The 26,677-nt window shown below is 28.1% G+C and carries 20 protein-coding genes; 12 read left to right on the forward strand and 8 right to left on the reverse strand.

The window, feature by feature from the left end; genetic code table 11:
• Positions 1–21: 21 nt before the first annotated feature.
• From yajC to ACPKM0_RS09310, 4 genes are all read right to left on the reverse strand, one after another.
• Positions 22–483 (reverse strand): preprotein translocase subunit YajC, encoded by a 462-nt coding sequence (gene yajC / locus ACPKM0_RS09295; RefSeq protein WP_472475360.1) that lies wholly within the window; start codon positions 481–483, stop codon positions 22–24.
• 195 nt (positions 484–678) lie between these two features.
• Positions 679–2,316 carry a chaperonin GroEL gene (gene groL / locus ACPKM0_RS09300; RefSeq protein WP_472475361.1) on the reverse strand — a complete coding sequence of 546 codons (1,638 nt, stop codon included), beginning with the start codon at positions 2,314–2,316 and terminating at the stop codon, positions 679–681.
• A 108-nt stretch (positions 2,317–2,424) separates the two neighbouring features.
• On the reverse strand, positions 2,425–3,306 hold the full coding sequence (locus tag ACPKM0_RS09305; RefSeq protein WP_472475362.1) for a DUF92 domain-containing protein: 882 nt from the start codon (positions 3,304–3,306) through the stop codon (positions 2,425–2,427).
• Positions 3,303–3,974 carry a diacylglycerol/polyprenol kinase family protein gene (locus ACPKM0_RS09310; protein WP_472475363.1) on the reverse strand — a complete coding sequence of 224 codons (672 nt, stop codon included), beginning with the start codon at positions 3,972–3,974 and terminating at the stop codon, positions 3,303–3,305. The genes ACPKM0_RS09305 and ACPKM0_RS09310 overlap by 4 nt, the downstream gene beginning before the upstream one ends.
• A gap of 221 nt (positions 3,975–4,195) precedes the next feature.
• Here ACPKM0_RS09310 and argR point away from each other — a divergent pair, with 221 nt between their 5' ends.
• From argR to ACPKM0_RS09330, 4 genes are all read left to right on the forward strand, one after another.
• Positions 4,196–4,666, forward strand: coding sequence for an arginine repressor (argR, locus tag ACPKM0_RS09315; RefSeq protein ID WP_472475364.1), 471 nt, complete (start codon positions 4,196–4,198; stop codon positions 4,664–4,666).
• Between the two features lie 86 nt (positions 4,667–4,752).
• Complete coding sequence (locus ACPKM0_RS09320) at positions 4,753–6,330, forward strand: glucose-6-phosphate isomerase (protein ID WP_472475365.1); 1,578 nt, start codon at positions 4,753–4,755, stop codon at positions 6,328–6,330.
• A gap of 139 nt (positions 6,331–6,469) precedes the next feature.
• A complete protein-coding gene (locus ACPKM0_RS09325) occupies positions 6,470–8,236 on the forward strand; it encodes a hypothetical protein (RefSeq protein WP_472475366.1) in 1,767 nt (588 codons plus the stop codon).
• A gap of 5 nt (positions 8,237–8,241) precedes the next feature.
• A complete protein-coding gene (locus ACPKM0_RS09330) occupies positions 8,242–9,957 on the forward strand; it encodes a hypothetical protein (protein WP_472475367.1) in 1,716 nt (571 codons plus the stop codon).
• A gap of 197 nt (positions 9,958–10,154) precedes the next feature.
• Here the strand turns inward: ACPKM0_RS09330 and ACPKM0_RS09335 are convergent, their stop codons facing one another.
• The 4 genes from ACPKM0_RS09335 to ligA all read right to left on the reverse strand — a co-directional run bounded on the left by ACPKM0_RS09335 (position 10,155) and on the right by ligA (position 15,454).
• Positions 10,155–11,513: an ATP-dependent 6-phosphofructokinase gene (locus ACPKM0_RS09335; protein ID WP_472475368.1), complete on the reverse strand. Its 1,359-nt coding sequence runs from the start codon at positions 11,511–11,513 to the stop codon at positions 10,155–10,157.
• 64 nt (positions 11,514–11,577) lie between these two features.
• Positions 11,578–11,958, reverse strand: a complete 381-nt coding sequence (locus ACPKM0_RS09340) for a winged helix-turn-helix domain-containing protein (RefSeq protein WP_472475369.1) — start codon at positions 11,956–11,958, stop codon at positions 11,578–11,580.
• Entirely contained in the window at positions 11,949–13,250 is a 1,302-nt protein-coding gene (locus ACPKM0_RS09345) for an aminotransferase class I/II-fold pyridoxal phosphate-dependent enzyme (protein WP_472475371.1), read from the reverse strand. The genes ACPKM0_RS09340 and ACPKM0_RS09345 overlap by 10 nt, the downstream gene beginning before the upstream one ends.
• A gap of 98 nt (positions 13,251–13,348) precedes the next feature.
• Positions 13,349–15,454 carry an NAD-dependent DNA ligase LigA gene (ligA, locus tag ACPKM0_RS09350; protein WP_472475373.1) on the reverse strand — a complete coding sequence of 702 codons (2,106 nt, stop codon included), beginning with the start codon at positions 15,452–15,454 and terminating at the stop codon, positions 13,349–13,351.
• 107 nt (positions 15,455–15,561) lie between these two features.
• On the opposite strand from ligA, the gene ACPKM0_RS09355 reads away from it, so the two are divergent.
• From ACPKM0_RS09355 to ACPKM0_RS09390, 8 genes are read left to right on the forward strand one after another with little or no spacing between them, the layout of a single operon-like run.
• A complete protein-coding gene (locus tag ACPKM0_RS09355; protein ID WP_472475374.1) occupies positions 15,562–17,556 on the forward strand; it encodes a xanthine dehydrogenase family protein molybdopterin-binding subunit in 1,995 nt (664 codons plus the stop codon).
• On the forward strand, positions 17,549–18,106 hold the full coding sequence (locus tag ACPKM0_RS09360; RefSeq protein ID WP_472475375.1) for a (2Fe-2S)-binding protein: 558 nt from the start codon (positions 17,549–17,551) through the stop codon (positions 18,104–18,106). The genes ACPKM0_RS09355 and ACPKM0_RS09360 overlap by 8 nt, the downstream gene beginning before the upstream one ends.
• Entirely contained in the window at positions 18,096–18,986 is an 891-nt protein-coding gene (locus ACPKM0_RS09365) for an FAD binding domain-containing protein (protein ID WP_472475377.1), read from the forward strand. Before ACPKM0_RS09360 ends, ACPKM0_RS09365 begins: the two co-directional genes overlap by 11 nt.
• 33 nt (positions 18,987–19,019) lie before the next feature.
• Entirely contained in the window at positions 19,020–22,487 is a 3,468-nt protein-coding gene (dnaE, locus tag ACPKM0_RS09370) for a DNA polymerase III subunit alpha (protein WP_472475378.1), read from the forward strand.
• A 15-nt stretch (positions 22,488–22,502) separates the two neighbouring features.
• Positions 22,503–23,114: a YggT family protein gene (locus ACPKM0_RS09375; protein WP_472475380.1), complete on the forward strand. Its 612-nt coding sequence runs from the start codon at positions 22,503–22,505 to the stop codon at positions 23,112–23,114.
• 9 nt (positions 23,115–23,123) lie between these two features.
• Complete coding sequence (gene recG, locus ACPKM0_RS09380) at positions 23,124–25,199, forward strand: ATP-dependent DNA helicase RecG (RefSeq protein WP_472475381.1); 2,076 nt, start codon at positions 23,124–23,126, stop codon at positions 25,197–25,199.
• A gap of 8 nt (positions 25,200–25,207) precedes the next feature.
• Positions 25,208–25,747, forward strand: a complete 540-nt coding sequence (rsmD, locus tag ACPKM0_RS09385) for a 16S rRNA (guanine(966)-N(2))-methyltransferase RsmD (protein ID WP_472475382.1) — start codon at positions 25,208–25,210, stop codon at positions 25,745–25,747.
• A 4-nt stretch (positions 25,748–25,751) separates the two neighbouring features.
• Entirely contained in the window at positions 25,752–26,675 is a 924-nt protein-coding gene (locus ACPKM0_RS09390) for an AEC family transporter (RefSeq protein WP_472475383.1), read from the forward strand.
• Positions 26,676–26,677: the final 2 nt, after the last annotated feature.

Raw genomic sequence — 26,677 nt, forward strand, 5'->3', positions numbered from 1 at the left:
TAGTAACTTATGTGATTTTTTTTAATTTTCTTTTTTGTCTTCAGTTGATTCTTTAGTTTCTACTGATTCTTTAGCTTCATCTTTAGTTTCAACAACTTTTTCTTCTACAGCTTTTTTAGCATTTTTAGATTTAGCTTTGTTTTTTGCAGAAGCTTTTGAAGCACCTTTCTTAGCAACTACACTACTAATAGCTGATTTACTAAATTCAATTCTAGCATTATCATCAACTTTGATAACAACTGTTTGTTCTCTAACTGCTACAACAGTACCATGAATACCACCGATAGTAACGATTTTATCTCCCTTTGCGATAGAAGATATCATATCTTTTGCTTCTTTATCACGTTTTCTTTGAGGACGAATGATTAAGAAATAGATAATTACGATTATTAATCCGAAAGTAACCATTGAAGTAGCCATACTACCTGCTTGTGCAGAACTTGATGTTGCTGTTGTTCCCATTAATGCAAATAATGAATTCATTAATTAAACCACCTTTATATACATAAATAAATTATGTCAAAATTATTATTGATAAAAATTTGAAAATAATTAATATCAATGCCATTTAAAATAACATGTTAAGTTAATTATAGTCAAGTTTTTAGTTTTGTCTATGTTAAATATAACATTAGGACTCCGATATACGAAGTCCTAATTATAATATAACATTTTAAATTACATCATGCCGCCCATTCCGCCCATTCCTGGAGCTGGAGCTGCAGGAGCTTCTGGTTCAGGTATATCAGTAATAGCACATTCTGTTGTTAAAATTAATTGTGCAATAGATGCAGCATTTTGAAGTGCACATCTTGTAACTTTCATAGGATCTAAAATACCATTATCAACCATATTTACCCACTTCATTGCATTAGCATCAAAACCAATACCACTTTCATTGTTTTTACACTTATCAGCAATAATTGATCCATCTAATCCAGCATTTTGAGCAATTTGACGAATTGGTTCTTCTAAAGCTCTTCTTACAATCTTATATCCAATTTTTTCATCTTCTGTTAAAGTAGCTAAATCTTTATTTTCTAAAGCATTTACAGCTTGAACTAAAGCAACTCCACCACCTGGAATAACACCTTCTTCAATAGCTGCACGAGTTGCACTTAGTGCATCTTCAACTCTATGCTTTTTCTCTTTTAATTCTACTTCTGTAGCAGCACCAACATTAATTACAGCAACACCACCAGCAAGTTTTGCAAGTCTTTCTTGAAGTTTTTCTTTATCATAGTCACTTGTTGATTCAATAATTTGAGCTTTTATTTGAGCAGTTCTTTCTTCAATATCACTCTTTTTTCCAGCTCCATTAATAATTGTAGTATTTTCTTTATCAACTTTAACATTCTTAGCTCTACCTAGCATTGAGATTTCAGCTTTTTCTAAAGTTAAACCAATTTCTTCACTTACAACTTCACCACCAGTTAAGATAGCAATATCTTCAAGCATAGCTTTTCTTCTATCACCAAAACCAGGAGCTTTAACTGCTACAACATTTAAGATACCTCTTACTGAGTTAACAACTAAAGTTGCTAAAGCTTCGCTATCAACATCTTCTGCAATAATTAATAAAGGTTTATTTGTTTGAGCAATTTTTTCTAAGATAGGAAGTAATTCTTTCATATTAGAAATCTTTTTATCATAAATTAAAATAAATGGATCTTCTAATACAGATGTCATTGTTTCTCTATTATTACAGAAATATGCACTTAAATAACCTCTATCAAATTGCATACCTTCTACAAAATCAGTTGTTGTTTCGAAAGTTTTAGATTCTTCAACAGTAATAACCCCATCAATACCAACTTTTTCCATTGCATTAGAAATTTCATCACCAATAGTTCTATCATTATTTGAACTAATAGTTGCAACTTGTGCAATTTCTTCTTTATCTTTGATAGATTTAGACATATTTTTAATTTCAGATACTGCATCTGCTACAGCTTTATCAATACCACGTCTAATGCCCATAGGATTTACACCAGATGCTACACTTTTCATTCCTTCTTTTGTAATTGCCCAAGCTAATACAGTTGCGGTTGTTGTACCATCACCTGCAACATCATTAGTTTTAGTTGCTACTTCTTTAAGCAATTGAGCACCCATGTTTTCAAAAGGATCTTCAAGTTCAATTTCACGAGCTACTGAAACACCATCTTTTGTTACAGTTGGAGCACCAAATTTTTTATCTAATAAAACCAAGCGACCTTTAGGGCCTAAAGTAGTCATTACTGCACGAGAAATTTTCTCAACACCATTTACTAAAGACTTTCTTGATTCTTCACTAAATTGTAGTTGTTTAGCCATTTTTCTTTCCTCTCTTCAATTTATATACATATTTAAATTAATTAGCGTTTTGCCATCTATAAAAAAATACAAACATTTTTATCAATAAGCAAGTAATTATTTATTTTTTTATACAAGTATTTTATAAAATAGTGCAACAAATACTACACTAAACAAATTACTAATAAAATTAACCTTATCATTATTAATTATTCTAAGTCCTTTTACTAAAGGTAATTTCTTCCCATTTACAAATTCTTTTTCTACAATCTTATCCTTATCCTCATCATAATAATGAGCTTGAATCGTTATACCTAAAACACTATCAATTAAAGCTCCTAAAAATCCAGCTAAAGTAACTATTGCAACAAAAGAAACAGTTCTTATTGAAGGATTAAAATAAGTTGAATACCACATTGTTGCAATTAAAAAAGAACCAATTAAACTTGCTAAAGTTCCTTCAATAGATACACCCCCCGATAAACCAGGTTTAACAGGCTTACCTGTTAATATAGAAACAGTTTTACCTTTTGTTAGCATCCCAACTTCACCAGCAAAAGTATCACTTAGAGCCTCGGCTACACTAGCACCAAACATTATTAATATTAAAGGAGAAGGTGAAATTAAATAAATTAATCCTAAGAAAAAACTCACACCCCCATTTGCAAAAACTTGAATAATATCTCGACTTCCATTCTTTTCTTGTATTTCTTGAGCTTCTTCATATATTTTATTATGTTTGTTTATTTTTGATAAAATCCCTGCCCCAATTACAAAAAATAGCAGTATAGTTAATCCACCAAAGCCAAATGATAATATAATTACAACACCTAAAGAAAAAGCACCAAAAACACCACCAATAGTAAGTTGCTTTGTTAAATAGGCTACTACTGCCAAAATTAATAATAATAAAATAATCCAAATTACATAATTATTTATAGAAAGGAAAAATCTATCAATTACTGCAGCTAAAGAACTTGGGTCTGAACTTTGTAAAAATCTATCACTCAAAATAAACCTCCAACAAGTAATGCAGTTAATAAAGGAACACTAATATTGTCTAAACCTAAAGGAGTTACAACTTCTAAAAAGGCAGCACTAACTCCTACTATAATAGATATTAGTAGTTTATCATTAATTGAAAAATTAGTCATAACAGATAAAACAACAAAAGAAGAAATAACACAAACAATAAGCATTACAATACTACCAAAATATGTTTTTCCACCAGTTGGTAAAGGAATTCTCTTTTTACCCCATAAAGATCCAAAAATAGCAGCAAACCCATCGCCATAACCCATTGCAAAAACGCCAATAGTTGCAGCATATAAAGTAATTACATCAGTATACACCCATAAAACTAAAATAAGGACAGAAAAAGGATAATAAACTAATCCTAAATTTCTCTTTTTATTTGGACAACCTATTTTCTCTCCCACATTAGGATAAAAAACAAATAATGAATTGAAAAAAACAAAACAAATAGGACCGGCAATAGCAAATAAAATATTATCAAAATAATTGACTAAAATAATCCACCAATTAGCTGTTAAGATATGAATTGTTTTTCTTACAAACTCATCTTTAACTTTAGTTTTTTTCTTTAACAAATAAGCTAATATTAAAATTAATCCTATATAAATCATGGAAAACATCAATCCTATACAATTTGTATTCATAATTTTAAAACACCTCTCTCAAATAACTGCTATTAAACTTATACCACAAAACAATAAACAATAAATACCTTTCCATAGTATAAATATAAACTTTTTATCGTTTGATATAATTATTTATTATCAATCTATTTTATTAATATAAACAATTACTATCTTGTTTTTTTAATAAATTTAATGTATATTTATACAGTACGAATGCATAGTATCAAAGGAGCTAACAAATGCGAGAACGTCATACTAGACTTAATCTTGTTAAAGAATTAATTAAAAATAACAGAATAGATAACCAAGACTCATTATTAGAAATGTTAAAGAAAGAAGGTTATTCTGTAACTCAAGCAACTTTATCTAGAGATTTAAAGATGTTAAAAGTTGGTAAAATTTCAGATGGTTGGTCTGGATATTACTATGCTTTACCTGAAAATGATTTAATTAGCGAATCTGAAAAAAGTTATATACAAGATGTAAGACGTGGTATTCTATCAATAGAATTTAGTGGTAACTTTGGAGTTATAAAAACAAGAAGTGGCCATGCCAATAGTGTTGCAATAGCATTAGATGTTTTAGCAATCCCTGAAATTCTTGGAACTTTAGCAGGAGATGATACAATTTTTGTTATTCTTAGAGAAGGAATGACAAAAGAAGATCTCCAAGAAAGCTTCAAAAATAGAATTCCTGATATTCAAGAATAAAAATATTAAGGCTTTGATTAATATCAAAGCCTTTTTTCTTGAATTTTTTTTTATCTATAAATATTATACTCTCATAGGAGACGAAAATGGAATATAAAAATTTCACACAATTAAAGTCATTCAAAAAATTAAAAGATATTGAACCTTTTGATTTAAAATCAGGTCTTAATAAAGATAGAATAGAAAAATACCAAACTAACAATGGAACACAATTAAACTATTCTTATGCAACAATGCCAATTAATGACAAACATCTTGAACTTTTTCAAGAATTAAGTGAAGAACAATCTCTCATTGAAAAATATAAATTATTATTAAATGGAGAAAGAATTAACACTGGTGAAAATAGATGTGTTTTACATCAATTAACAAGAGGTCAACTATTAAATGACGTTGAAATTGATGGTGAAAATAAAGGTGAGTTCTATAAATCTCAACTAAATAGAATTAAAGATTTTTCAAACAAAGTTAGAAATGGGGAAATTGTTGGTTCTACTAATAAGAAATTTGATACAGTTGTACAAATTGGTATTGGTGGTAGTGATTTAGGTCCTAGAGCTTTATACCTTGCATTAAAAGGCTATGTAGCAGCTCAAGATAAACAAATTATTGATGCAAAATTTATCAGTAATGTTGATCCTGATGATGTAAGTGATGTTACTAAAGATATTGATTTTGAAACAACTCTTTTTGTATTAGTTTCTAAAAGTGGAACAACTCAAGAAACATTAACAAATAAAGACTTAGTATTTGATACATTAAAATCTTGCAATATTGAAGGTTTTATTCCAAGTAAACATATGATTGCTGTTACAAGTAAAACAAGCCCTCTTGCAGATAGTGATGAAGTTTTAGACGCATTTTTCATTGATGATTATATTGGTGGAAGATATAGTTCAACTAGTGCTGTTGGTGGTGTAATATTATCTATTTCACTAGGGTTTGAAACCTTTAACGATTTATTAAAAGGTGCAAATGAAGCTGATAAAAACGCTTTAAATGAAAATGTTGTTGAAAATGCTGCTCTTCTAGATGCAATGATAGGTGTATATTTAAGAAATTCCTTAAATCTTCCATCAACTGCAGTCCTTCCTTATTCACAAGCATTATCAAGATTTCCAGCACATTTACAACAATTAGACATGGAAAGTAATGGTAAACATGTTAATAGATTTGGTGAAGATATTAACTATTCAACAGGACCTGTTATTTTAGGAGAACCAGGTACTAATGGACAACACTCCTTTTATCAATTGTTACATCAAGGTACAGATATAATTCCTCTTCAATTTATTGGATTTAAAAAAAGTCAATTTGAAAAAGACATTGTTGTTGACAAATCAACAAGCCAAGAAAAACTTAATGCAAATTTAACAGCACAAATTGTTGCATTTGCTATTGGTAAGGATGATGAAAATCCTAATAAAGTATTTGAGGGTAATAGATATTCTTCATTAATCTCTGCTAATCAATTAACACCTAGTGTATTAGGCGCATTATTAGCTCATTTTGAAAATAAAGTAATGTTCCAAGGCTTTATTTGGAATTTAAATTCTTTTGACCAAGAAGGAGTACAATTAGGAAAAATTCTTGCTAAAAAAGTATTGAATGGCTGTGAAGGTGATGAACTTTTAATTGCTTATTCATCTTTATTAAATAATTAAAAATAATTTTTACAATTAAATAAGTAAATGGGTTAATTTATATATAAATTAACCCATTTGACTATAAAAACTATTAGATTCCTTGCAATATGGATAATTCTTCAATATAATGTACATTTGCATATATAGGAGTTTAGCCATGTCAAAATTATTTAATAAAACAATAGTTTTATTAATGGTTTTATTACTTGCAAACACTTTACTTTTCGCCATTAATAATAATCAAAGAATTCTAGATATCGACAGTGATGTTTATAATGGAATAAGAGATTTATATCTTTCCCAAGGTTTAGCTCAGCCGTCTTCAGCTGCACCATACTCAGATAGTGAATTATATATGATGCTTGAGCTATTAGACACAAGTAAATTCAGTAAAGCAGATACTAAAGTATATGAATATATATTAGATTCTTTAGAATTAGATGATAGAAATAACACTAAACTTGGAAAAATTGAATGGAATCCTACTATTAATGTTGAAAGTTATAATCATACTAATACAACAGATTTTTTAACTCGAGATAATTGGATTTATGATTTTCAAGATCAAGAACAATTCTTAAGTTTAGATGTTGAGGCTTGGACTGGTTCATTTTTTTATGGTTTAGGGAACTTTTCAATAGGAACAACATATACAACAGAAAATACTTTTGGTATCACTAACTTTAATTCAAACCTACTTTTTCTATATCCTAATAAAATTATAGATTTAGATTTCAATTTCCCATACAGAGCATTTATTGCAGTAGGTGATGATTCATGGTCTCTTCAAATAGGTAGAGATAGAGTAAAATGGGGAAGCGGTGTTACATCTAATCTAATGATAGGCGATAATCTTAAATATCTTGATGAACTAAGATACACAACTTATTCAAATCAGTTTAAATATACATACCTATTATCATTCTTCCCATATCCTAGTAATTATATAAACAGTTCTGATTATGATGCAACCACAGGATTAGGACAAGGAAATGAAGTTTCTGGGACTAGAGCATTAATTGCTCACAGAGGGGAAGGTAGATTATTTAATAATAAAGTGGGATTAGCCCTTAATGAATCAATAATGTATCAATCTGAAGAGAATGTTTTAGATTTAAGATATTTATCTCCTACTGCATTATTCCATAATTATTATATTAGAGCTAATGCAAATTCACTTGTAACTCTAGAACTTGATTATACACCAATTAAAAACTTTAATATTTATGGACAAGTAGCTGTAGACGAATTTTCACTCCCAGGAGAACCGGTACAAGGTGTTTCAAGTTTAGCTAATCCTAAAGCTTTAGGATATTTAGGAGGTGTTAGATATCACTATGATGTAGCAGATAAATATAAAGGTAATACTTCACTTGAATTAGCTTACACCGACCCTTATTTATATCTTAGAGGAAGTGGAACATATAACGATTCTACTCAAGAATCAGATGAATATGGCATCAACTATGTAGTAGCATTTAGGGAGTTCGCTGAAGGAACATATTACCATAGTGAATATTTAGGTTATGAATATGGAGGAGATGCAATTGTTGCAAATATTAATTCTACATTAGTTAATTATGGAAAATGGAACATTGAAGCTAATATTTTCTATATGTTACATGGAACATTCGATATGTTTACTTGTTGGCAACAAATAGAAGATACTGATGATCCATCTTCATATACAACACCAACCACATCAAATGATAACGACTCGAATAATTCAGATAATGTTGATAATTCTGCTAAAGATTCTGTTTCTAGAACTTTAGTAATTGGTGGTAGTGTTTCATATGATTTAACTGAAAAAATTAATTGTTTTGTTCAGCTTGATTATATCAACATCAAAAATTATGAAAATATATCAGGTGAAAATACTCAAGACTTACAGCTTGTATTAAGCCTAAGTTATAGTATTTAATTATTATGAAAAAATTAATACTAATAGCAATTTTCATTTGTCTTTCATTTAATTTATCTTCTAAAGATCAACAAATTTTGCCTTTAGAAGATAAGGCATATGAATATATAGATTATCTTTATCTTTTAACTAATAGTGCTCCACCAACTTCAGCTAAACCATATTCAATTAGCCAAATGAGAATATATTTGAATGGAATTGATTATAATAAACTAAATACTTCTAGCATTAAATATTTTAATTATCTTTTAAATTTAGTTAATGAAAAAGATTTAGACATCAAATTAGATGATAAATCATCCATAGATGTAAATGGAATTACAGCTTTAGAAATCTACGCACATTATAATGATACTGATATTAAAACTAATAGAGATTGGATTTATGATCAAGAAAATAGATTACCACTATTAAAACTTGAATTAGATATTAATGTTGATGAAATCATGTACACAACCTGCGAAATGCAATATCAAATGGGAAAATATGAACCAAGTGATGATAGTCTTTATTATATTGAAAACAGTGACTTTTTTGATGAGTATGCTCCTGATGGAATTGGAACAATATCTAATAATTCAGATGTTATTTATAACATCTTAACAAATCAATATAACAATCTATTTAGTACTAATATACCTCTTGCTAGTAAATATATAGATTTTGACACACCCAAAAGAGCTTTATTATCTGTAGGTGGAGAAAATTGGAATTTTAATTATTCAAAAGACACTTTAGAATGGGGAAATAGTATAATTGGCAATTTTATATTTGATGATCATTTAATCAATAACTATATAAATTATAAATATTTTTCAAAAAATTTTAATTTAAATAATACTGTTGCATTCTATAATACACAAACAGAAAGTGGAGAAAATATTGATGATGAAGTTAAAATGTATTTTACTCATCGCTTAGAATTTAAACCAACAACTAATTTTAGATTTGCTATAAGTGAAAATGTTATGTATCAAAATGAAATTCTTTCCTTCTTATATTTTAACCCAGCTTATATTTATCATAATATTAATAATAGAAGTATGTTCAATGCTATAGCCTCTTTAGAGACTGATTTTTACCTTTTTAATAATATATCTTGGTATTCTCAATTTGTTTTAGATCAAGCAAGAGCTCCAAATGAAGATGATAGTCAATCAGCGGCTTGGGGCTTTTCAACAGGATTAAGGTACACTTCTATACTTAATGATAATATATTAAATATAAGTGCAGAAGCATTAATAGCTACTCCTTGTCTATATAGAAGAGATGAAGTTGATTTTATTACTTTTACAAAAACATTTGTAATTAATCAAAGTTATGTAATTGAGCCAACTTTTATAGGATTTGAAGAAGGAGGAGACTCCTTAGCTTTTAAATTACAAGCAGAATATAATGTCATAGATAAATTTAATATCATAACTTATTATTATTTATTATTAAAAGGTGAAGTTGATATATATACAGCTACTCATATCAATAATGATGGTACTACCACTAATGATGGAAAACCTAATTATGGAGATATGATTTTTAAAAACGGTATTTATTCAATGAAACATGTAGTTTATTCAGGTATAGATTACAAATTATATACTAATAAATATATTTCGATTTCTAATATAACTACATTATCATTTATTTTTAATAAAACAATACAGCCAACTGAATCTAGTTATAGTGATCTTCAATTTAGCACTGGGATTTCAATTTCATTCTAGTAAAATGGGCAAAAAGAATCCCCAGTAGACTAAAAGGAGGTAAAAGCCTACCGAGGCAAAACAAAAGGAGGTTGAAGAGAAAATTCATTTCTGAATTATCCTCTTACAAGGCGTAAGATACCTAAAATATTTTTTTTATTCAACCCCTTTTATTAAAAAATACATTAAATTAATAAAAATTTATCGTTTTACTTAATTTATAAATCTATTTTACTATCATTCTTCATTGAAAAAGGTTGACGAGTGTTTTCTAATACATCTCTCCATAAACTTCCTTCAATATCTACATAATTTCTTTTACATACTGCTTGCTTTATAGGAATATGTAAAAATCTATTATTTATTTGAGAAATTAAACATTGTGTTTTACCAGCCATTGCTGCATGTACAGCATGAGCTCCAAGTCTTGCACAATATATAGAATCAAAAGAATTAGCAGGTGCACTTCTAATAATATATGAAGGGTCAATATATTTTACATTTACTTCTAAACCCTCTTCGTCAAAATATTTTTTAATTTCACCTTTTAAGAAAATCCCTATATCTGCATACTTAACATTACCAGAGGCATCTTTTTGTCCAGTTGCTGGAACTAAATCTTGACCGGCACCTTCAGCAATAAGAATAACAGCATGTTTTCTAGTCATTAATCTTTCTTTTAAATGTGCTAATAAACCATTTGGTCCATACAAATCAAAAGGATTTTCTGGAATTAAACAGAAATTTACATCACTTTGAGCTAAAGAAGTATGTGCTGCAATAAAACCACTTTCTCTACCCATAACTTTTACAAGACCAATACCATTAATTGAATTTTTTGCTTCTATATGAGCGCCTCTTACACTAGGAACAGCAGCTCCAACTGCAGTATCAAAACCAAAAGAGCTTTGAATAAAAGATAAATCATTATCAATAGTTTTAGGAACTCCAATAACAGCTATTTTCAATCCTCTTTTTTTAATTTCTTCTCCAATATCGTAAGCACCTCTAAGCGTTCCATCACCACCAACAGAAATCAAAACATTAATGTTCAATCTTTCAAGTGAATCAACAATTTCATCTACTTGCATTCCACCACCTCTAGCAGAACCTAGAATTGTACCACCTTTTTCTTGAATATCATCCACAACATCGGGATCTAAAGGAATTAAAGGCCAAGGGGAATTTTCTAACAAGCCCCTATATCCAAATTGAACTCCACTTATCCTTCTAACACCATATCTATACCAAAAACATCTTACAACAGATCTAATAACATTATTTAAACCTGGACAAAGCCCACCACAAGTTGTAATTGCTGCATGCACATGAGCTGGATTAAAATATATTTTTTTTCTTGGGCCAGCTTTTTCAACAGTATCTTTAATTAATGGAACACGATTTCCATTGTCATCAAGTTGTGATTCAACACTAAAGAATACCCTATCATCATCACTAACATAATCTGCTTGACCATCTCCGCTGTTATCACTCATGATAATAGGTGTTGCTAATTTTGGCTCACCTAAATTAGTGATATCAAAATTATATTGTAGACCCTCTGGCTTCTTTTTCATAAAAACGCTCCTAATATAAAAACATAAATTCCTCTATCGATAATGATAAAGGAATTTATAAATCTTATAATTCATTACCTTCCTTATCATATTTACTTAATAACGAATCTATTTCATCATTAAATTTATCATAAGGACCTTTTGTTATCTCTTTTATTTCTTTATGGAAAGCTTTATAAGCTTTTAGAAATTCTTCTCCAAATTCAGTTAAATAAGCACCTTGTCTTGAATAACCACCACGTCTTCTTACTAAAATAATTTTTCCTAATGAATTTTCTAGCATATTCATCATAGAATAAGCTTTAGAATAAGAAATGCCAATTTCATTTGCCGCAGCTCGTAAAGAAGAATGCTTTTTTATTTCTTCTAGTAACCAAACAACGCCTATTCCCATAAATTTTTCATTTTCGGAATTAATTAAATATATTTTAGTTTTTAAGTCCATAGCTCTCCTGCTGCCTTATAAATTATATCAAATAAATCTGATAATTTCTCAGTATCTACAGAACAATAAGCTACTCTAAATACTTTATTCATAATATTTATTGCCCCAATATTATACTTTTCTAATAAATAAAGTCTCAAGTCTTCAACTTCACCTTTACATTCAAATGATAAGAAATAACCGCTATTAAATGCAAGAGGTTTTAAATACTCTACGCCTTCTTTTTCTTTTAATTTATCTTTTATTAGACGATAACGTTTTTCCATTTCGACTCTTGCTTCTTCTTTTCCTTTATTGTAAGAATCTTTATCTTCTAAAGCTTTTATTAATAAACTTTGTGAAGGTTTACTGCAGTTAGAAACAGAAGATCTAATACTACCTAAAACTTTTTTATTAAAAGCATCATATTGCTCTTGTGAAAAATTCTTTGTTGAAATTGTAATAAAACCTACTCTAAAGCCCCAAACCATAGCTTCTTTAGTTGCAGCATCACCTTTAACAGCTAAAAGATTTTCATGTGCATCTGCTATTTTTGCAAATAATGATTCTCTTGCAGTATTTTCTTCATAAAATAATCCAAAATATGCATCATCACAAATTGCTAAAACCTTTTTGCCATTATCAGCCGCTTCAATTAAAATATTTGCTATTTTATCCATTTCATCATTAGTTGGAGTATAACCTGTTGGGTTATTAGGGAAGTTTAATACAACAACTACTTTTTCACTTTTATTTTCTTTAATAGCTTTTTTAAAACCTTCAACATTAAAAGCAGTCAAACTGTCATCATATAATGGGAAAGTTGTAAATGAAGCATTTACATTTTCTCTAATAACTAAATCATAATTATCCCAAAATAAATGAGGTAAGATTACAGAATCACTTTCATCTAAAAACAATCTTAGTGTAATCGATAATGCTTGAGTTAAACCTCCAGTAACAACAGGTAAAGAAAAAGATTTTCCAACTAGTGAAGGATTTTTTTCTAGCATATCTTCTTTCCATAACTCTTTTAACTTAGGAAGTCCACCACCTGGTGCATATGTAAAAATATCTGCTGGTCCCATTTTTTCTTTATCAAAATTGTCATAAATACTTTCTAAAAACAAAGGTGTTCCTTGTTTAAAAGCTTGACCTACTGTAGCATTATATCTTGTTGCTTTAGCTCTCGCTTGAGCACTTTGGGCTACAATTCCTTTTGGGAAATACATTCTTTTCCCATAATCTGATAGTAAGTCATAAACAACACTACCTTCTAAAATTTCATTCAATTCTCTAGCTAATTCATTCATTTCTTGTCTCTCCATCTCTTAATTTTTTATAAAATTATAAAAAAAATGATTATTTTTCTACAGGTTTATACGTTTTTTTGTATATTTATTCATAAATTTTAAAACAATTCACCTTGTTCATAAATAGTTTCTTCATCATTGATATCTTTTTTACCCAATAGTTTAATAAACTCAGGCTCCTCAACAATTTGAATATTTAATTTCTCAGCTTTAGCTTTTTTACTTCCTCCGCCCTTTCCTAAAAGCAAATGTGTAGTTTTTGAAGAAAGTGAAGATACTGTTCTTCCCCCTCTCTTTTCAATTTCCTCCAAGGCTAAAGTCCTAGGATTATAATTTTTAAAAGAACCAGTTACTGCCCAAACTTGATCACTAAAAGAATGATCAATCATATTGTTTTCATTTTCAACTTTCATTTTTAAACCAGCTTTTTTTAAAGCAGCAATTCTATCTCTCATAATTGGATTATCTAAAGTTTCAATAATATTTGTAGAAGTTTTTTCAGCTATCAGTGGTATATTACATAAAAACTCATTATCTTTTTTATCCACAACACTATATAAAGTATCTATTGAATCAATACCATTTTTTAATAACATATCAACAATTTTCTTACCAACTTCTGGAATACCTAAAGAAATTAAAACTCTACTAAAAGGTTGTTCTTTGCTTTTTTCAATTGCATCTATAATACCTTTAATTTTTTTATCGCCAAAACCTTTTTGTGAACTTAACTTTTCAAAATTAATACTATAAATATCTTGAACATCTTTAATTAAATCCAACTCTAATAGAGTTTCTATTGTTTTTGGACCTAAAGTATCTATATCCATTTGTCCTTTTCCTACAAAGAACTCAAGACGGCCAAAAATCTGTTTAGGACAAAACTCATTTGGACAAAAAGTATGAGAACCAATTAATTCAACAGGAGTTGAACAAATAGGACATTGTTCAGGCATTTTATAGGTTGTATTACCTTCTTCGTTTTTATCTATTACTTTTTCAACTGCAGGAATTACATCACCTCTTTTACTAACTTCAACAATATCTCCTAAAGCTAATTCTAATTCATCAATATATTGTTGATTATGTAAAGTTACATTGCTTACAGTAGAGCCTCCAATTTCAACAGGTTTTATCCTAGCAACTGGAGTAAGTCTTCCAGTTCTTCCAACTTGAACATCTATAGATTTAATTACACTTTGAGAAAAAGGAGACTCAAATTTATAAGCCATTGCCCATCTAGGATGATGTACAGTATAACCTAATGTTTCTCTAACATTAATCTCATTTACTTTTATTACCAACCCATCAATTTCATATTCTAAACCATTTCTATTTTCAGTTTCTTTTTCAATTTCAATATTGATATCATCAAAACTTAAAAAGTTACCGTCCATTTCATATTTTGCCAATAGGTTCTTTGCATTATCACTACTTTTCGAAAACACACAAATATTAGGATTTGTTCTAAAACCAAGTTCCTTTAATTTTGCTAAAATCTCAACATGAGAATTAAAAGAATAATCAGAATTTTCAAAAAATCCTTCATAAATAAATATATTTAATGGTATTTTTGCACTTTCACTACTTTTTTTTCTTCTAATTGTACCAGCACATAAATTTCTAGGATTTGCAAAAGGTTGTTCAAGCTCAGCATTCACTTTTTCAAAAACTGCCTTTTCTAGATAAATTTCACCTCTAACAGCTACATCAACTTCTTGTGTTAAACGAAGAGGAACTTCTTTTATAGTTTTTACATTATTTGTAACATCATTACCGATGTAACCATTACCCCTAGTTACAGCTCTAACTAATAGTCCTTTTTCATAATATAGAACTATAGAAATTCCATCTATTTTTTGTTCTAAAACAAAATTTAAATCATTATTAACTTTATTTTGACATTTTGTAATCCAAGATAAAACCTCATTATCACTATATGACTTATCTAAGCTTAAAACAGGAATACTATGTTCTACTTCTTCAAAATTTGAGTCTAAATCACTACCAACTCTTTGTGTGGGAGAGTCTTCAAGTTTAAAACTTGGATATTCTCTTTCAATTTCAACTAATCGATCAAATAATCTATCATATTCTAAATCACTAACTTGGGAATTTGCATCAACGTAATAAGCTTTTTGAAAAGCTCTTAGTTTATCACTTATATTTTTAACTTCTTCTAATAATTTATCTTTATTATTCATATCACATATGGTACAACACAATTTACTATTTTTCCACAAAAGTTATAAAACTTTCCTAGTTTCCATCATGAGTTTTTCATGCTATTCTTTATTAGAAAGAGGACGTCATGGGAAATATAAAATTTTCATTAAAAAACAAAGACTTTTTACATGGTATTGTAGTAAAGGCAAAAGAAGGTATTAATAAAAATCCACAATTTACTTTACCAAAAATACCTGATGATTGCTTACTAATATTTCCTAAAGATATTACAGGATCTAATATTATAGAGATTCAAAAACAAAATATTCCTTTATTTGCTTCATCATATATTACATATATAGGACAGCCTCTTTATGCAATTTTTGCACCTACTCTTGAAAAAGCAGAACAAATTTCATCTTCTATCATTATTGAGTATAAAGAAAGAGAAAAAGAAAATATCAAAAGTCAAGAAGACATTAATTTCACATACAAAAAAGGTGGTTTTGACTCTACCTTTAAAGAAATACAAGAGAGAAATAATACAACTTTAGAAGAAGATAAGAAATATAAATCATTTAATTCAAAAATAACATTTGATAGAATTAATTCTACAACTTATAACACTACAAAAATTATAGTAGATTTAGATAACGATATATTGAATGTACACACGCCAACACAATGGCCATCTTTAATAATTAATAATATAAGTAACATATGTGGATACAATAAAAAAAAGATAATTATTCACAAGGAGAAAGCATATTCTTTAAAAGATGAATTATTAATCCAACCTGCTATTCTTACAAGTATTGCAGCCTTAGCCGCAATAAAAACAAAAAAAGTAATATATCTTCATGACAACATTTCTAATTCAAGACCTAAAATTGAGATTGAAAAACAAACTTGGATTGAAAAAGAAAATAAACGTACAATAATAGAAAAAATAGATGTAAATATCTACCAAGGGTCTACGTCAATTTTTCATAAAGAGATGTGCAATCAATTAATAGCTGGATTAATACCTTATTATAATTTAAAAGCAATTTTAATTAACTTTACTTTTTTACATACATCTTTAGCTCCTGCTAATTTCTATGGAGGACTAGGTTATGAAAACGCTTTAGCAGCTACTCAAATCCATACAACAAAATTAGGTAATTTTTTACAACTATCGCCATTTTTATGGATAAATAAGAGTTTTTATGAAAGTTCTATTCACAAAAAGGTTTTAGATATAGATAATATACAAACACCAAAAGAAAACCTTAGTAATTTAGTTGATGAAAGTTTTTATAATAGAAAATATGCTGCATATAAAGTTAATTCAGCAATTGATCGTAATTTCTCAACATTTACCCCTTATGCAAGAGGTATAGGATTAGCTATTGGCCCTAGTATTAGTGGCTTTTCTTCTAACAATGAGAATTTCTCTTCTCCTAAAGTTAAATTAACGCTTAATTTCGATGGAAAAGTTGAAATAAATACCTCTTTTTATAATTCAAGTAAAACAAGTGAGCTATGGAAAGATATTATTTATAAAGAACTTGATGTTGATAAAAATAACGTAACATTTTGTACAAACAGTCTAGAACTTATTGATAGTGGCCCTTGCACATTATCTGCAAACAGTAAAATTATGTCTGAACAAATTAGATTAGCCTGTGATAAAATTAATGAAAAAAGATTTCTAGAAGGTCTTCCTATTAGTGTTAGTTTAGGAAAAACTAAAAAAACAACAAAAGCTCCTCTATTTAAAAGTGATACTTGGGTAGCTATTGTTATGGAAGTTAGCATTGATCCAATTACTTTAGAACCAATAGTATTTAGTGTAAATATTAATTGTTCTGTTGGAAATCTAGTTAATGAAAAAAGCTATAAAACAAATATGAAAGTAGAAATATTAAACACATTAGATGAACTAGGAGCAAAAATAGCAAAAGGAAACAAATTCCAATTAACTATAAAACTAAATCAAAATACTGATAAAATAAGTGATAGCATTACATCTGGACTTAGAGGGGTAATATATGCTGCTTTTAATACAGCCATTGAAATGGCATTAAACACAGATAACACAATTCTTCCAATTACAAGTGATATAATATTAGAAAAAATGGAGAAATCGAATGATTAAATTAGCTTTAAAACTTAATAAAACAGCTTTTGAATTAATAGTCGATGAAATGAAACCTTTATCTCAAATATTATATGAAGATTTAGATGTTAATCTTCCAATTAGAAAAAGCTCTGATATAATTTGTGGTAATGCTTTAGTTATTTTAGATAATGAACCAGTAATAAGCTGTTTAATTCCGGCATTTAAACTTCAAGGAAAAACTATAACAACCTTTGATACCTTTCAGCAAAGTGCCCATTATAGAAATATAAGAAGAACATATGATTCTCTTGGTTACGAACCTTGTCCTAACTGTTATGAAGCAAAAACACTAATTATTGAATCTTTATTATTGAAGGCTAAAACAAAGAGAATTGATAATAAAATGGATGACTTTAGTAAAAAATTTCTTACTAAAGCTTTAGAAGAAGATTCTAAAAATCAAATAGATTTTGATTCAGCAGAAAAAGAATTTTCAATTAATCATTGTAATTGCTTAACTTCAAAAGAATTATATACAATTGTAATTAAAGCATTAGAAGATAGGATAAAAAGACGTGTATTATAAAAATCAAAAATTAATCATTCCAGAAACAATTAATGAATTACACCAAGAAATTCTAAAAAATTCTGACAACATCCTTTTTGCAGGAGGTACACACCTTATGCAAAATAAACAACTATATCCTTCCTCATCTTCTCAAGTAATAATATCATTAGAAAAAATAAAAGAGTTATTTGAAGTTACTAGAAATATAAAATATGTAGAAGTAGGAGCTATGGTAACTACTAATAAATTATTAGAAATAGGTAATTTAGCATTTAATGATTTATTATTAGACACATTAAGCAATACAGCAACACATATAATAAGAAATCAAATTACTATTGGTGGTGCATTATGCACTAAAGATATTAGATATTCTCTAGCTGGAACACTTGCTTGTATGGATTCAAGTATTGAATTACTTTCTTTATCTAAAAATAAAATTATTTCTAAAATTATTCCAATTGAGAAAATGTATAAAAATAATAATATACTAATTGAAAAAAATTCTCTTGTAAAAAAAATAAGAATACCTTTAAATCATTTTGACTTTGAAAGATTTTATTGTATCGACTCTCCAATAAAAAACCCTGAAAAATCAGTAATATTGGCTTTTGGTGCTAACATTAATCAAACTATTATAAATAATGTAAAAATGAGTTTCACTTTCCCTAAATCTGGAATATATTTTACTTCTTTTATTTCATCAGAATTAGAAGGCGCTCAAATACCTATTATTCCAAAAACAGTGAATTCTATTTCAAATAAGCTAGTTTCTGAAATAGATAAAAATATTGAAGGGGGTACCCCTTTACAAAAAGAGCGAGCTAAAAGAATATTACAATCAACGCTTTATCAAATAACTCCTTCAAAAAACTTATTTGATAAAAATGACAAATAAAAAATATACAATGACAAACTATAGGAGACAATATTGACAGAATTTGTTCATCTTCATAATCATACAGACTTTTCCTTATTAGACGGAGCTGCGCCAATAAGCAGATATATAGAAAAAGCAAAAAAATATAACATGAAAAGTTTAGCTATTACTGACCATGGAAATTTATTTGGTGCATTAAGATTTTATACCGCTTGTAAAAAAGAAGATATTAATCCAATTATTGGTTGTGAAGTTTATACTAATCCAAAAGGACATACTTTAAAAAAACGCTTAGGCGTTGAAGATGATACTAAAAGATATCATTTAATATTATTAGCAATGAATGAAACAGGTTATAAAAACCTTATCAAATTAGTTTCTATTGCCTACACAGAAGGGTTTTATAAAAAACCTAGAGTTGATGACGAATTATTAGAAAAATATAATGAAGGATTAATATGCTTATCAGCCTGTTTAGGAGGTGAAATATTACAATTATTAAAACACAACAGATATGATGAAGCAAAAAAAAGAGCTTTATGGTATAAAAGCGTTTTTGATGATGATAGATATTATCTTGAGTTACAAGATCATAATCTTGAAGAGCAGAAAAGGACAAATCCTTTACTTGCTCAAATAGCAAAAGAAACAGATATTCCTTTAGTATGTACTAATGATATTCACTATATAGAAGATACGGATTGGCTTGCACAAGATGTTTTACTATGTATTGGTACCGGTGCAAAATTATCTGATGAAAAAAGAATGCGATTTGATGGAAGAGAATTCTATTTCAAAAGTCCTGACCAAATGGCTGAACTATTTAAAGACTACCCTTCTGCTATAGAAAATACTAATGTAATTGCTAATAGATGTAATCTTACAATTAATTTTCCAGGTCCTATTTTACCTGAATCAACAATACCTGAGCCTTTTAAGAGTGAATCTGAATATTTAATACATTTATCAAAGGAAGGATTAAAAGAACGATATCATCCTGTGCCTAAAGAATATGAAGACAGATTAGAATATGAATTAAATATAATTATCAAAATGGAATTTCCAGGATATTTCCTAATTGTTCGAGATTATATATATTGGGCAAAACAAAATGATATCCCAGTTGGTCCTGGTCGTGGTTCAGGTGCTGGATCAATAGTAGCATATTCTTTAGGTATCACAGATGTAGATCCAATGAAATATAATCTACTTTTTGAAAGATTCTTAAACCCTGATAGGGTTAGCATGCCTGACTTCGATATCGACTTCTGCCAAGAAAGAAGAGGTGATGTAATTGATTATGTTACAGATTATTATGGAGTTGAAAAAGTTGCTCAAATTGCAACCTTTGGTACTTTAAAAACTAAAGCAGTTATTAAAGACTGTGCTAGAGTTCTCGATATTTCTTTTTCAGAAGCAAATAGAATTGCTAAACTAATACCAGATGAAAGAAAAATGAGTGTTCAAAAAGCTCTTGAAATGAGTGAAGAACTTAGAGAAATAAAAGCACAAGGTGGTGTTTTTGAAACATTATTCAATGTTGCGGAAAGGCTAGAAGGGTTAAATAGACATATTTCAACTCATGCTGCAGGTGTTGTTATAGGAAGAGAAGAACTAACTGAATATGTACCTCTCTATAAAGATCCTAAAACTAATGCAGTTTCTTCTCAATATACGATGGACTTAATTGAAGAATGTGGACTTGTAAAAATGGACTTCTTAGGCTTGAAAACTTTAACCTTAATTAAACATTGTGTTGAGTTGATACATAAGAAAAATAAAGATTTTAAAATAGAAACAATCGATGAAGAAGATGAACCAACTTTCAAAATGCTACAAAATGGAGAATCTTCATGTGTTTTCCAATTTGAATCTGCAGGTATGCAAAAAATCCTAAAACAAGCAAAGCCAACTAACATCGAAGATTTAGTTGCCTTAAATGCATTATATCGTCCAGGTCCTATGGCATACATTCCTCAATTTATCGACGGTAAACATGGAAGAGGGGAAATAAAATATGCAGATCCGGCTTTAGAAGATGAACTAAAAACAACATATGGCGTTATAGTTTATCAAGAACAAGTTATGAAAGTTGCTCAAATAATTGCTGGATACTCATTAGGCCAAGCTGATATCTTAAGAAGAATCATGGGTAAAAAGAAAGTTTATGAACTTGAAGCTCAAAAAAAGATATTTATTGAGGGAGCTGCAAAAAAAGGTCATTCAAAAGAACATGCTATAGAGATTTTTGAAATGTTAGAGCCTTTTGCTGGATATGGATTTAATAAATCTCATGCTGTAGCCTATTCTGTTGTTGCATATCAAACAGCTTTTCTAAAAGCAAATTATCCTGCAGAATTCTTAGCAGCAAACTTAACAAATGAAATGAATAATCCTGATAAGTTTAAGGAATATTTAAGTGTTGCTGAAAGCATGGGTTTAGAAATATTACCACCTTCTATAAATTATTCTGAAAAAAGTTTCAGTGTAGTAAATAATAAAATAGTATATGGACTTGCAGGTATAAAAAATGTTGGTGAAGTCGCTGTTGGAAAAATCATTGAAGAAAGAGAATTAAACGGAGACTATAAAAGCTTTATGGATTTTTTAGAAAGGAGTAATCCAAAAGTATTAAATTCTAAATTACTTGAATCATTGATTACTGCTGGAGCTTTTGACTCCTTGAAAATGAATAGACCTTCATTATTAGAAGCTTTACCTGAAGCAGTTAAATTTGCACAAGGAATTATTGAAGATAAAGCTATGGGTCAAATGAGTTTATTCGATGATTTTGAACAAGAAAGTTATAATGATTTCGAAATACCTATACTTGAAGATTGGAATATTTTAGAAAAACTAGAAAGAGAAAAAGAACTATTAGGCTTTTATATATCAGGCCATCCATTAGACACATATAAAAAAGAAATTAGAAATAGTGTAATTTTTGATTTATCAAAACCAAAGCAATTTGTATTAAATAAAACAACTGCATTAGTTGCAACGCTAACGAGCAAAAGAGAATTTACTTCAAAGAATGGTAAGAAAATGGCATTTCTTCAATTAGCAGACCAGAATGGACTTATTGAAAGCGGTTTATTTAATAAGAAATATGAACAATATAACAATGACTTAGAAGTAGATAATATATATGGGTTTATTGGTAAATTTAAAAAGAATTACAAAGATGAGAGTAAAATTGATTTTGATATAGAAAAGGTTGTTGATCCAAAAGAATTACCACCTATTGCATTATCAACATGTAATATTCGAATCAATTACAATATAGCTAAAGAAATTGGATTAAATGATTTAAAACAATTAATAATGAGTAATTCAGGAGATCTCAATTTAAGGTTAATAATGCAAAAAGACTTTATTGAAGATGAAGAAGAATCCCAAAATGAAGAAACTTCTCCTATTAACATACAATGTAATGTAGTATTTAATGTAAAATATAGTGATGATTTTATTTCGCAATTAAATGATAGACCAGAAGTTATTGATGTTTGGTTTAATTAAAAAAAAGGAAAAATAATGCAAGAAACAACAATTTTTATGCAAGTTTCATTAGTACTTGCTCAGATATTATCTTTTTATAATTTATTAATTTGGATTAGAATTTTATTATCTTGGTTTGGTAGTATGTCTCATATCAACCAAAGCGCAATTCTTATTTACTTAAAGAAAATAGTAGATCCTTATTTAAATTTATTTAGAAACGTAAAAATTTTAAAAACTCAAAATATAGATTTTACACCTCTTTTAGCTTTTGCACTTCTCTCAATAATTCAAAGTATATTAACACTATTTGGAACAACTGGTGAAATATCTTTATATATTATTGTTGCACTAATATTAAATACTCTTTGGTCATATTTATTATCACCATTCTTCTTTATTTTTACAGCAATAATAATTATTAGATTAGTTTTATGTTATAAAAGAGGCCCTAATACTATAAACTTTATTCGTTCTTTAGAGAGAATAATTGGTGGATATTTAAATTGGGTTCAAAAAGTATTTTTCTTTGGAAAAATAATATCTGATAGAATATTACTTATTGTAAGTACAGGTGTAACTATTTTATTTTATTTATTAACACGTACAATAATAACCTATATAATTACATATTTGTTAAGCTTATAAAGGTATAAAATGTTTATAAGGAATTATTCAACTAAAATTAATAACTTAAAAGGTGTTGGAAATTCCGCTAAAGATAGTTATTCATCTTTAGGGGTAAATAGTTATGGAGATTTACTATATTTAACCCCTAGAGATCGTGAAGATAGAACTAAACTTATTAATTTAGAAAATTTACCTAAACATTTTAACGAAGCTATTCAAGTTAATACATTTGTATTAATTAAATCACATTCTTTTTTTGGAGCGTTTTCAAAAAGTGGAAAAACTTTAAAAATCAAAGTTGAAAGTTATTTTGGAAATAGAACACTAAGTCTTCTTTGTTTTGGTAGAAATTTCTTACAAAAAATAATAAAAACAGATAAATTATATTATCTATATGCTACCGTTTATTCTCACAATGGTGAACTACAAGCATCAAGTTTTGAATTATTTGAAATAAAAGATATAGATAATCCTCCTCCTCCATTTGGACAAATAATACCATTATATCCACTTAAAGGATCATTAACTCAAAAATTAATTAAAAAGAATATAATTGAAGTGTTATCTCAACCTATTAAATTTGAAGATGAACTACCCCAATATATAATGGATGAGTTAAATCTTATGCCTTTTGATAAAGCAATAAGATCATATCATTTTCCTAAAAACAAAGAAAATTTAAATAAAGCAAGAGAAACCTTAGCATTTAATGAACTTTTTTATATGCAAATAATTGCAAGAAAAGATATTAGTATACATACCACAAAAGAAAATATTAAAAGTATACCTTCAGAATTAGAACTTAAATTAATATCTAACTTACCTTTTAAATTGACAAACGATCAATTAAACTCTTTAAAAGAAATTAGATATGATTTAGATAAAAGTGCACCTATGAATAGGATGCTACAAGGAGATGTTGGAGCAGGAAAAACATTAATAGCTTGGGCTTCAGCTTTACATGAAATTTCTAAAAAACATCAAATAGCGTTTATGGCACCAACTGAACTATTAGCAAATCAACATGCCCAAAATGCGGCTGAACTATTAGAACCTTTAGGTATATCAATAGCTTTATTAACAGGTTCTGTAAGTAAAAAACAAAGAAAACCAATCTTAGAAGGAATAAAAAATAACACAATCCAATTATTAATAGGAACACATGCTTTATTTAGTGATAATGTAGAATTTAAAAATTTAAGATATATCATCATAGATGAACAACATAGATTTGGAGTAAATCAAAGAGAAAAACTTTTATCAAAAGGCATAAAGCCAAACATTTTAATGATGAGTGCAACACCTATTCCTCGCTCCCTAGCTTTAACTGTATATGGGGATTTAAATGTATCAACTATAAAAAATTTACCAATGGGAAGAAAACCTATAATAACTCATCTTGTAAGTGAAAAATCAAGAAAGAGAATGTATGAGGCCATTGGTGTAGAATTTAAAAGAGGCCATCAAGCTTATTTTGTTTATCCAAGGATAGATGATTCAGGTTCTCAAGAATTAAGAGATGTTACAAATATGTTTGAGTATTTAAAAAAAGAATATCCCAATATTCCCTCAGCTCTATTACACAGCAAAATAGATGATGATGAAAAAATAAAAATACTCAATAAATTCAAAAAAGGAGAAATTTCCTACTTAGTATCTACCAGTGTAATAGAAGTAGGGATAGATGTTCCAAATGCAACTTGCATGATTATAGAACATGCAGATATCTTTGGTTTATCTGCACTTCATCAACTTAGAGGAAGAGTTGGACGTTCTATTTTACAATCATATAGTTTTTTAGTTTTTGATGATAATATAAGTGAGTTAGGTAAAGAACGTTTAAAAGTTATGAGAGAGACAAACGATGGATTTACAATTGCAGAAAAAGATTTAGTTTTAAGAGGGCCTGGAGATATTTTAGGTACAAAACAATCAGGTTTTTTACGTTTACACTTTGCGTCTCTTGTAAATGATTTGAAAATGATTAAAATAGCAAGAAAGTATTGTGATAAAATATTATTAGAAGATCCAAACTTTATTAATATAGAAAATCTAATTATAAAAAGAGTTTTAAAAGAATCAAACCCTTTTGAAGAAAAATAAGAGGTAATATGAGAATTACGGGTGGAAAATATCGAGGAAGAATTGTAACTTGCCCTCCAGGAGTTATTAGACCTGCTATGGATAGAATGAGAGAATCTTTATTTTCAATTTTAGGAAATTTGGATGATTATTCCTTTTTAGATTTATTCACAGGAAGTGGATGTGTTGGAATTGAAGCTGCTTCAAGAGGTGCAAAACCTGTCCATATAGTTGAAAAAGATAGAGGTAAAAAACAAGTAATATTAAAAAATATATCATTTGTTGAAACTCCGATAAAATTATTTATGGCTGATGTAAAAAGATTTATTCCAACCTCAAAAATTTCTTATGATATTGTATATGCAGACCCACCATTTCCAATGAGTGGAAAAGTGGAACTTACTGAATTAATTGCTAAATCCCAAATAATTAATAAAGGTGGATTATTTATTATACATTACCCTAGTGAAGAAAAATCTCAATGGCCAGAAAAAATAGGTGATTTAGTAAATTATGATGAAAGAAAATATGGAAGAAGCATATTACGTTTTTACAGACGCGAAGAATAAATAAATGGAAATAGCAACAAAAACTAGCTTACAAATAATTCAAATGTTAGTCATTTTGGTTATAGGTGCTTATTCTTATAAAAAAGAAATAATTTCTGATTCCGGATTAAAAACTCTTACAAATGTTCTACTAGAAATAGTAAGTCCTTTATTAATATTTACATCTTATCAAAGAGATTATAATCCAGAGCAAGTAAAAGGCTTAGTTGTCACATTTTGCCTATCTATTTTCTCAATTATTGTTGCTATTATAGTTTCATTAATTGTTATTAAAAAATCAGATAAAAGAGATTATTTAGTAGAAAGAATGGCTATTATGTATACTAATTGTGGATTTATTGGCCTTCCTTTAATGTCTGCATTATATGGATCAATAGGAGTCTTTTATTGTACTGGATTTATCACAGCTTTTAACTTAATCTGTTGGTCTTATGGTATTAGTATGCTTGTTAAGTTACCAATAAAAGAAAAACTAATTAAGATTTTTTCTGGAAGAAATATGATAGCTATTTTTTTAGGTTTGTTTTGCTATTTCTTTTCAATTAGACTACCAAATACTTTATTAATACCAATGACATCAATTGGTTCTATGAATGCTACACTAGCACTTCTTATAGTTGGTGCTACAATAATGATGAACCCCATTAAAAGCATGTTTTCAAATAGTAGAGGATATTATATTCTAATTATTCACAATGTTTTAATTCCTTTATTAATTATTTTCCTATTAATCAAAGTAAATACAACGGATATGATAAAAAATATTATTTTAATTGCAATGGCATGTCCTGTTGGAGCAACAACAACTACCTTTTCATTAAAATTTAATAGAGACGAAAAATATGCTTCATCTTTATTAGGTTTATCAACACTTGTTTGTGTAATAACTATTCCAGTTCTTCTCTATATAAATACTTTATTCTTATAAAT

This window comes from Pleomorphochaeta sp., from assembly GCF_050031695.1.
Taxonomy (GTDB): domain Bacteria; phylum Spirochaetota; class Spirochaetia; order Sphaerochaetales; family Sphaerochaetaceae; genus Pleomorphochaeta.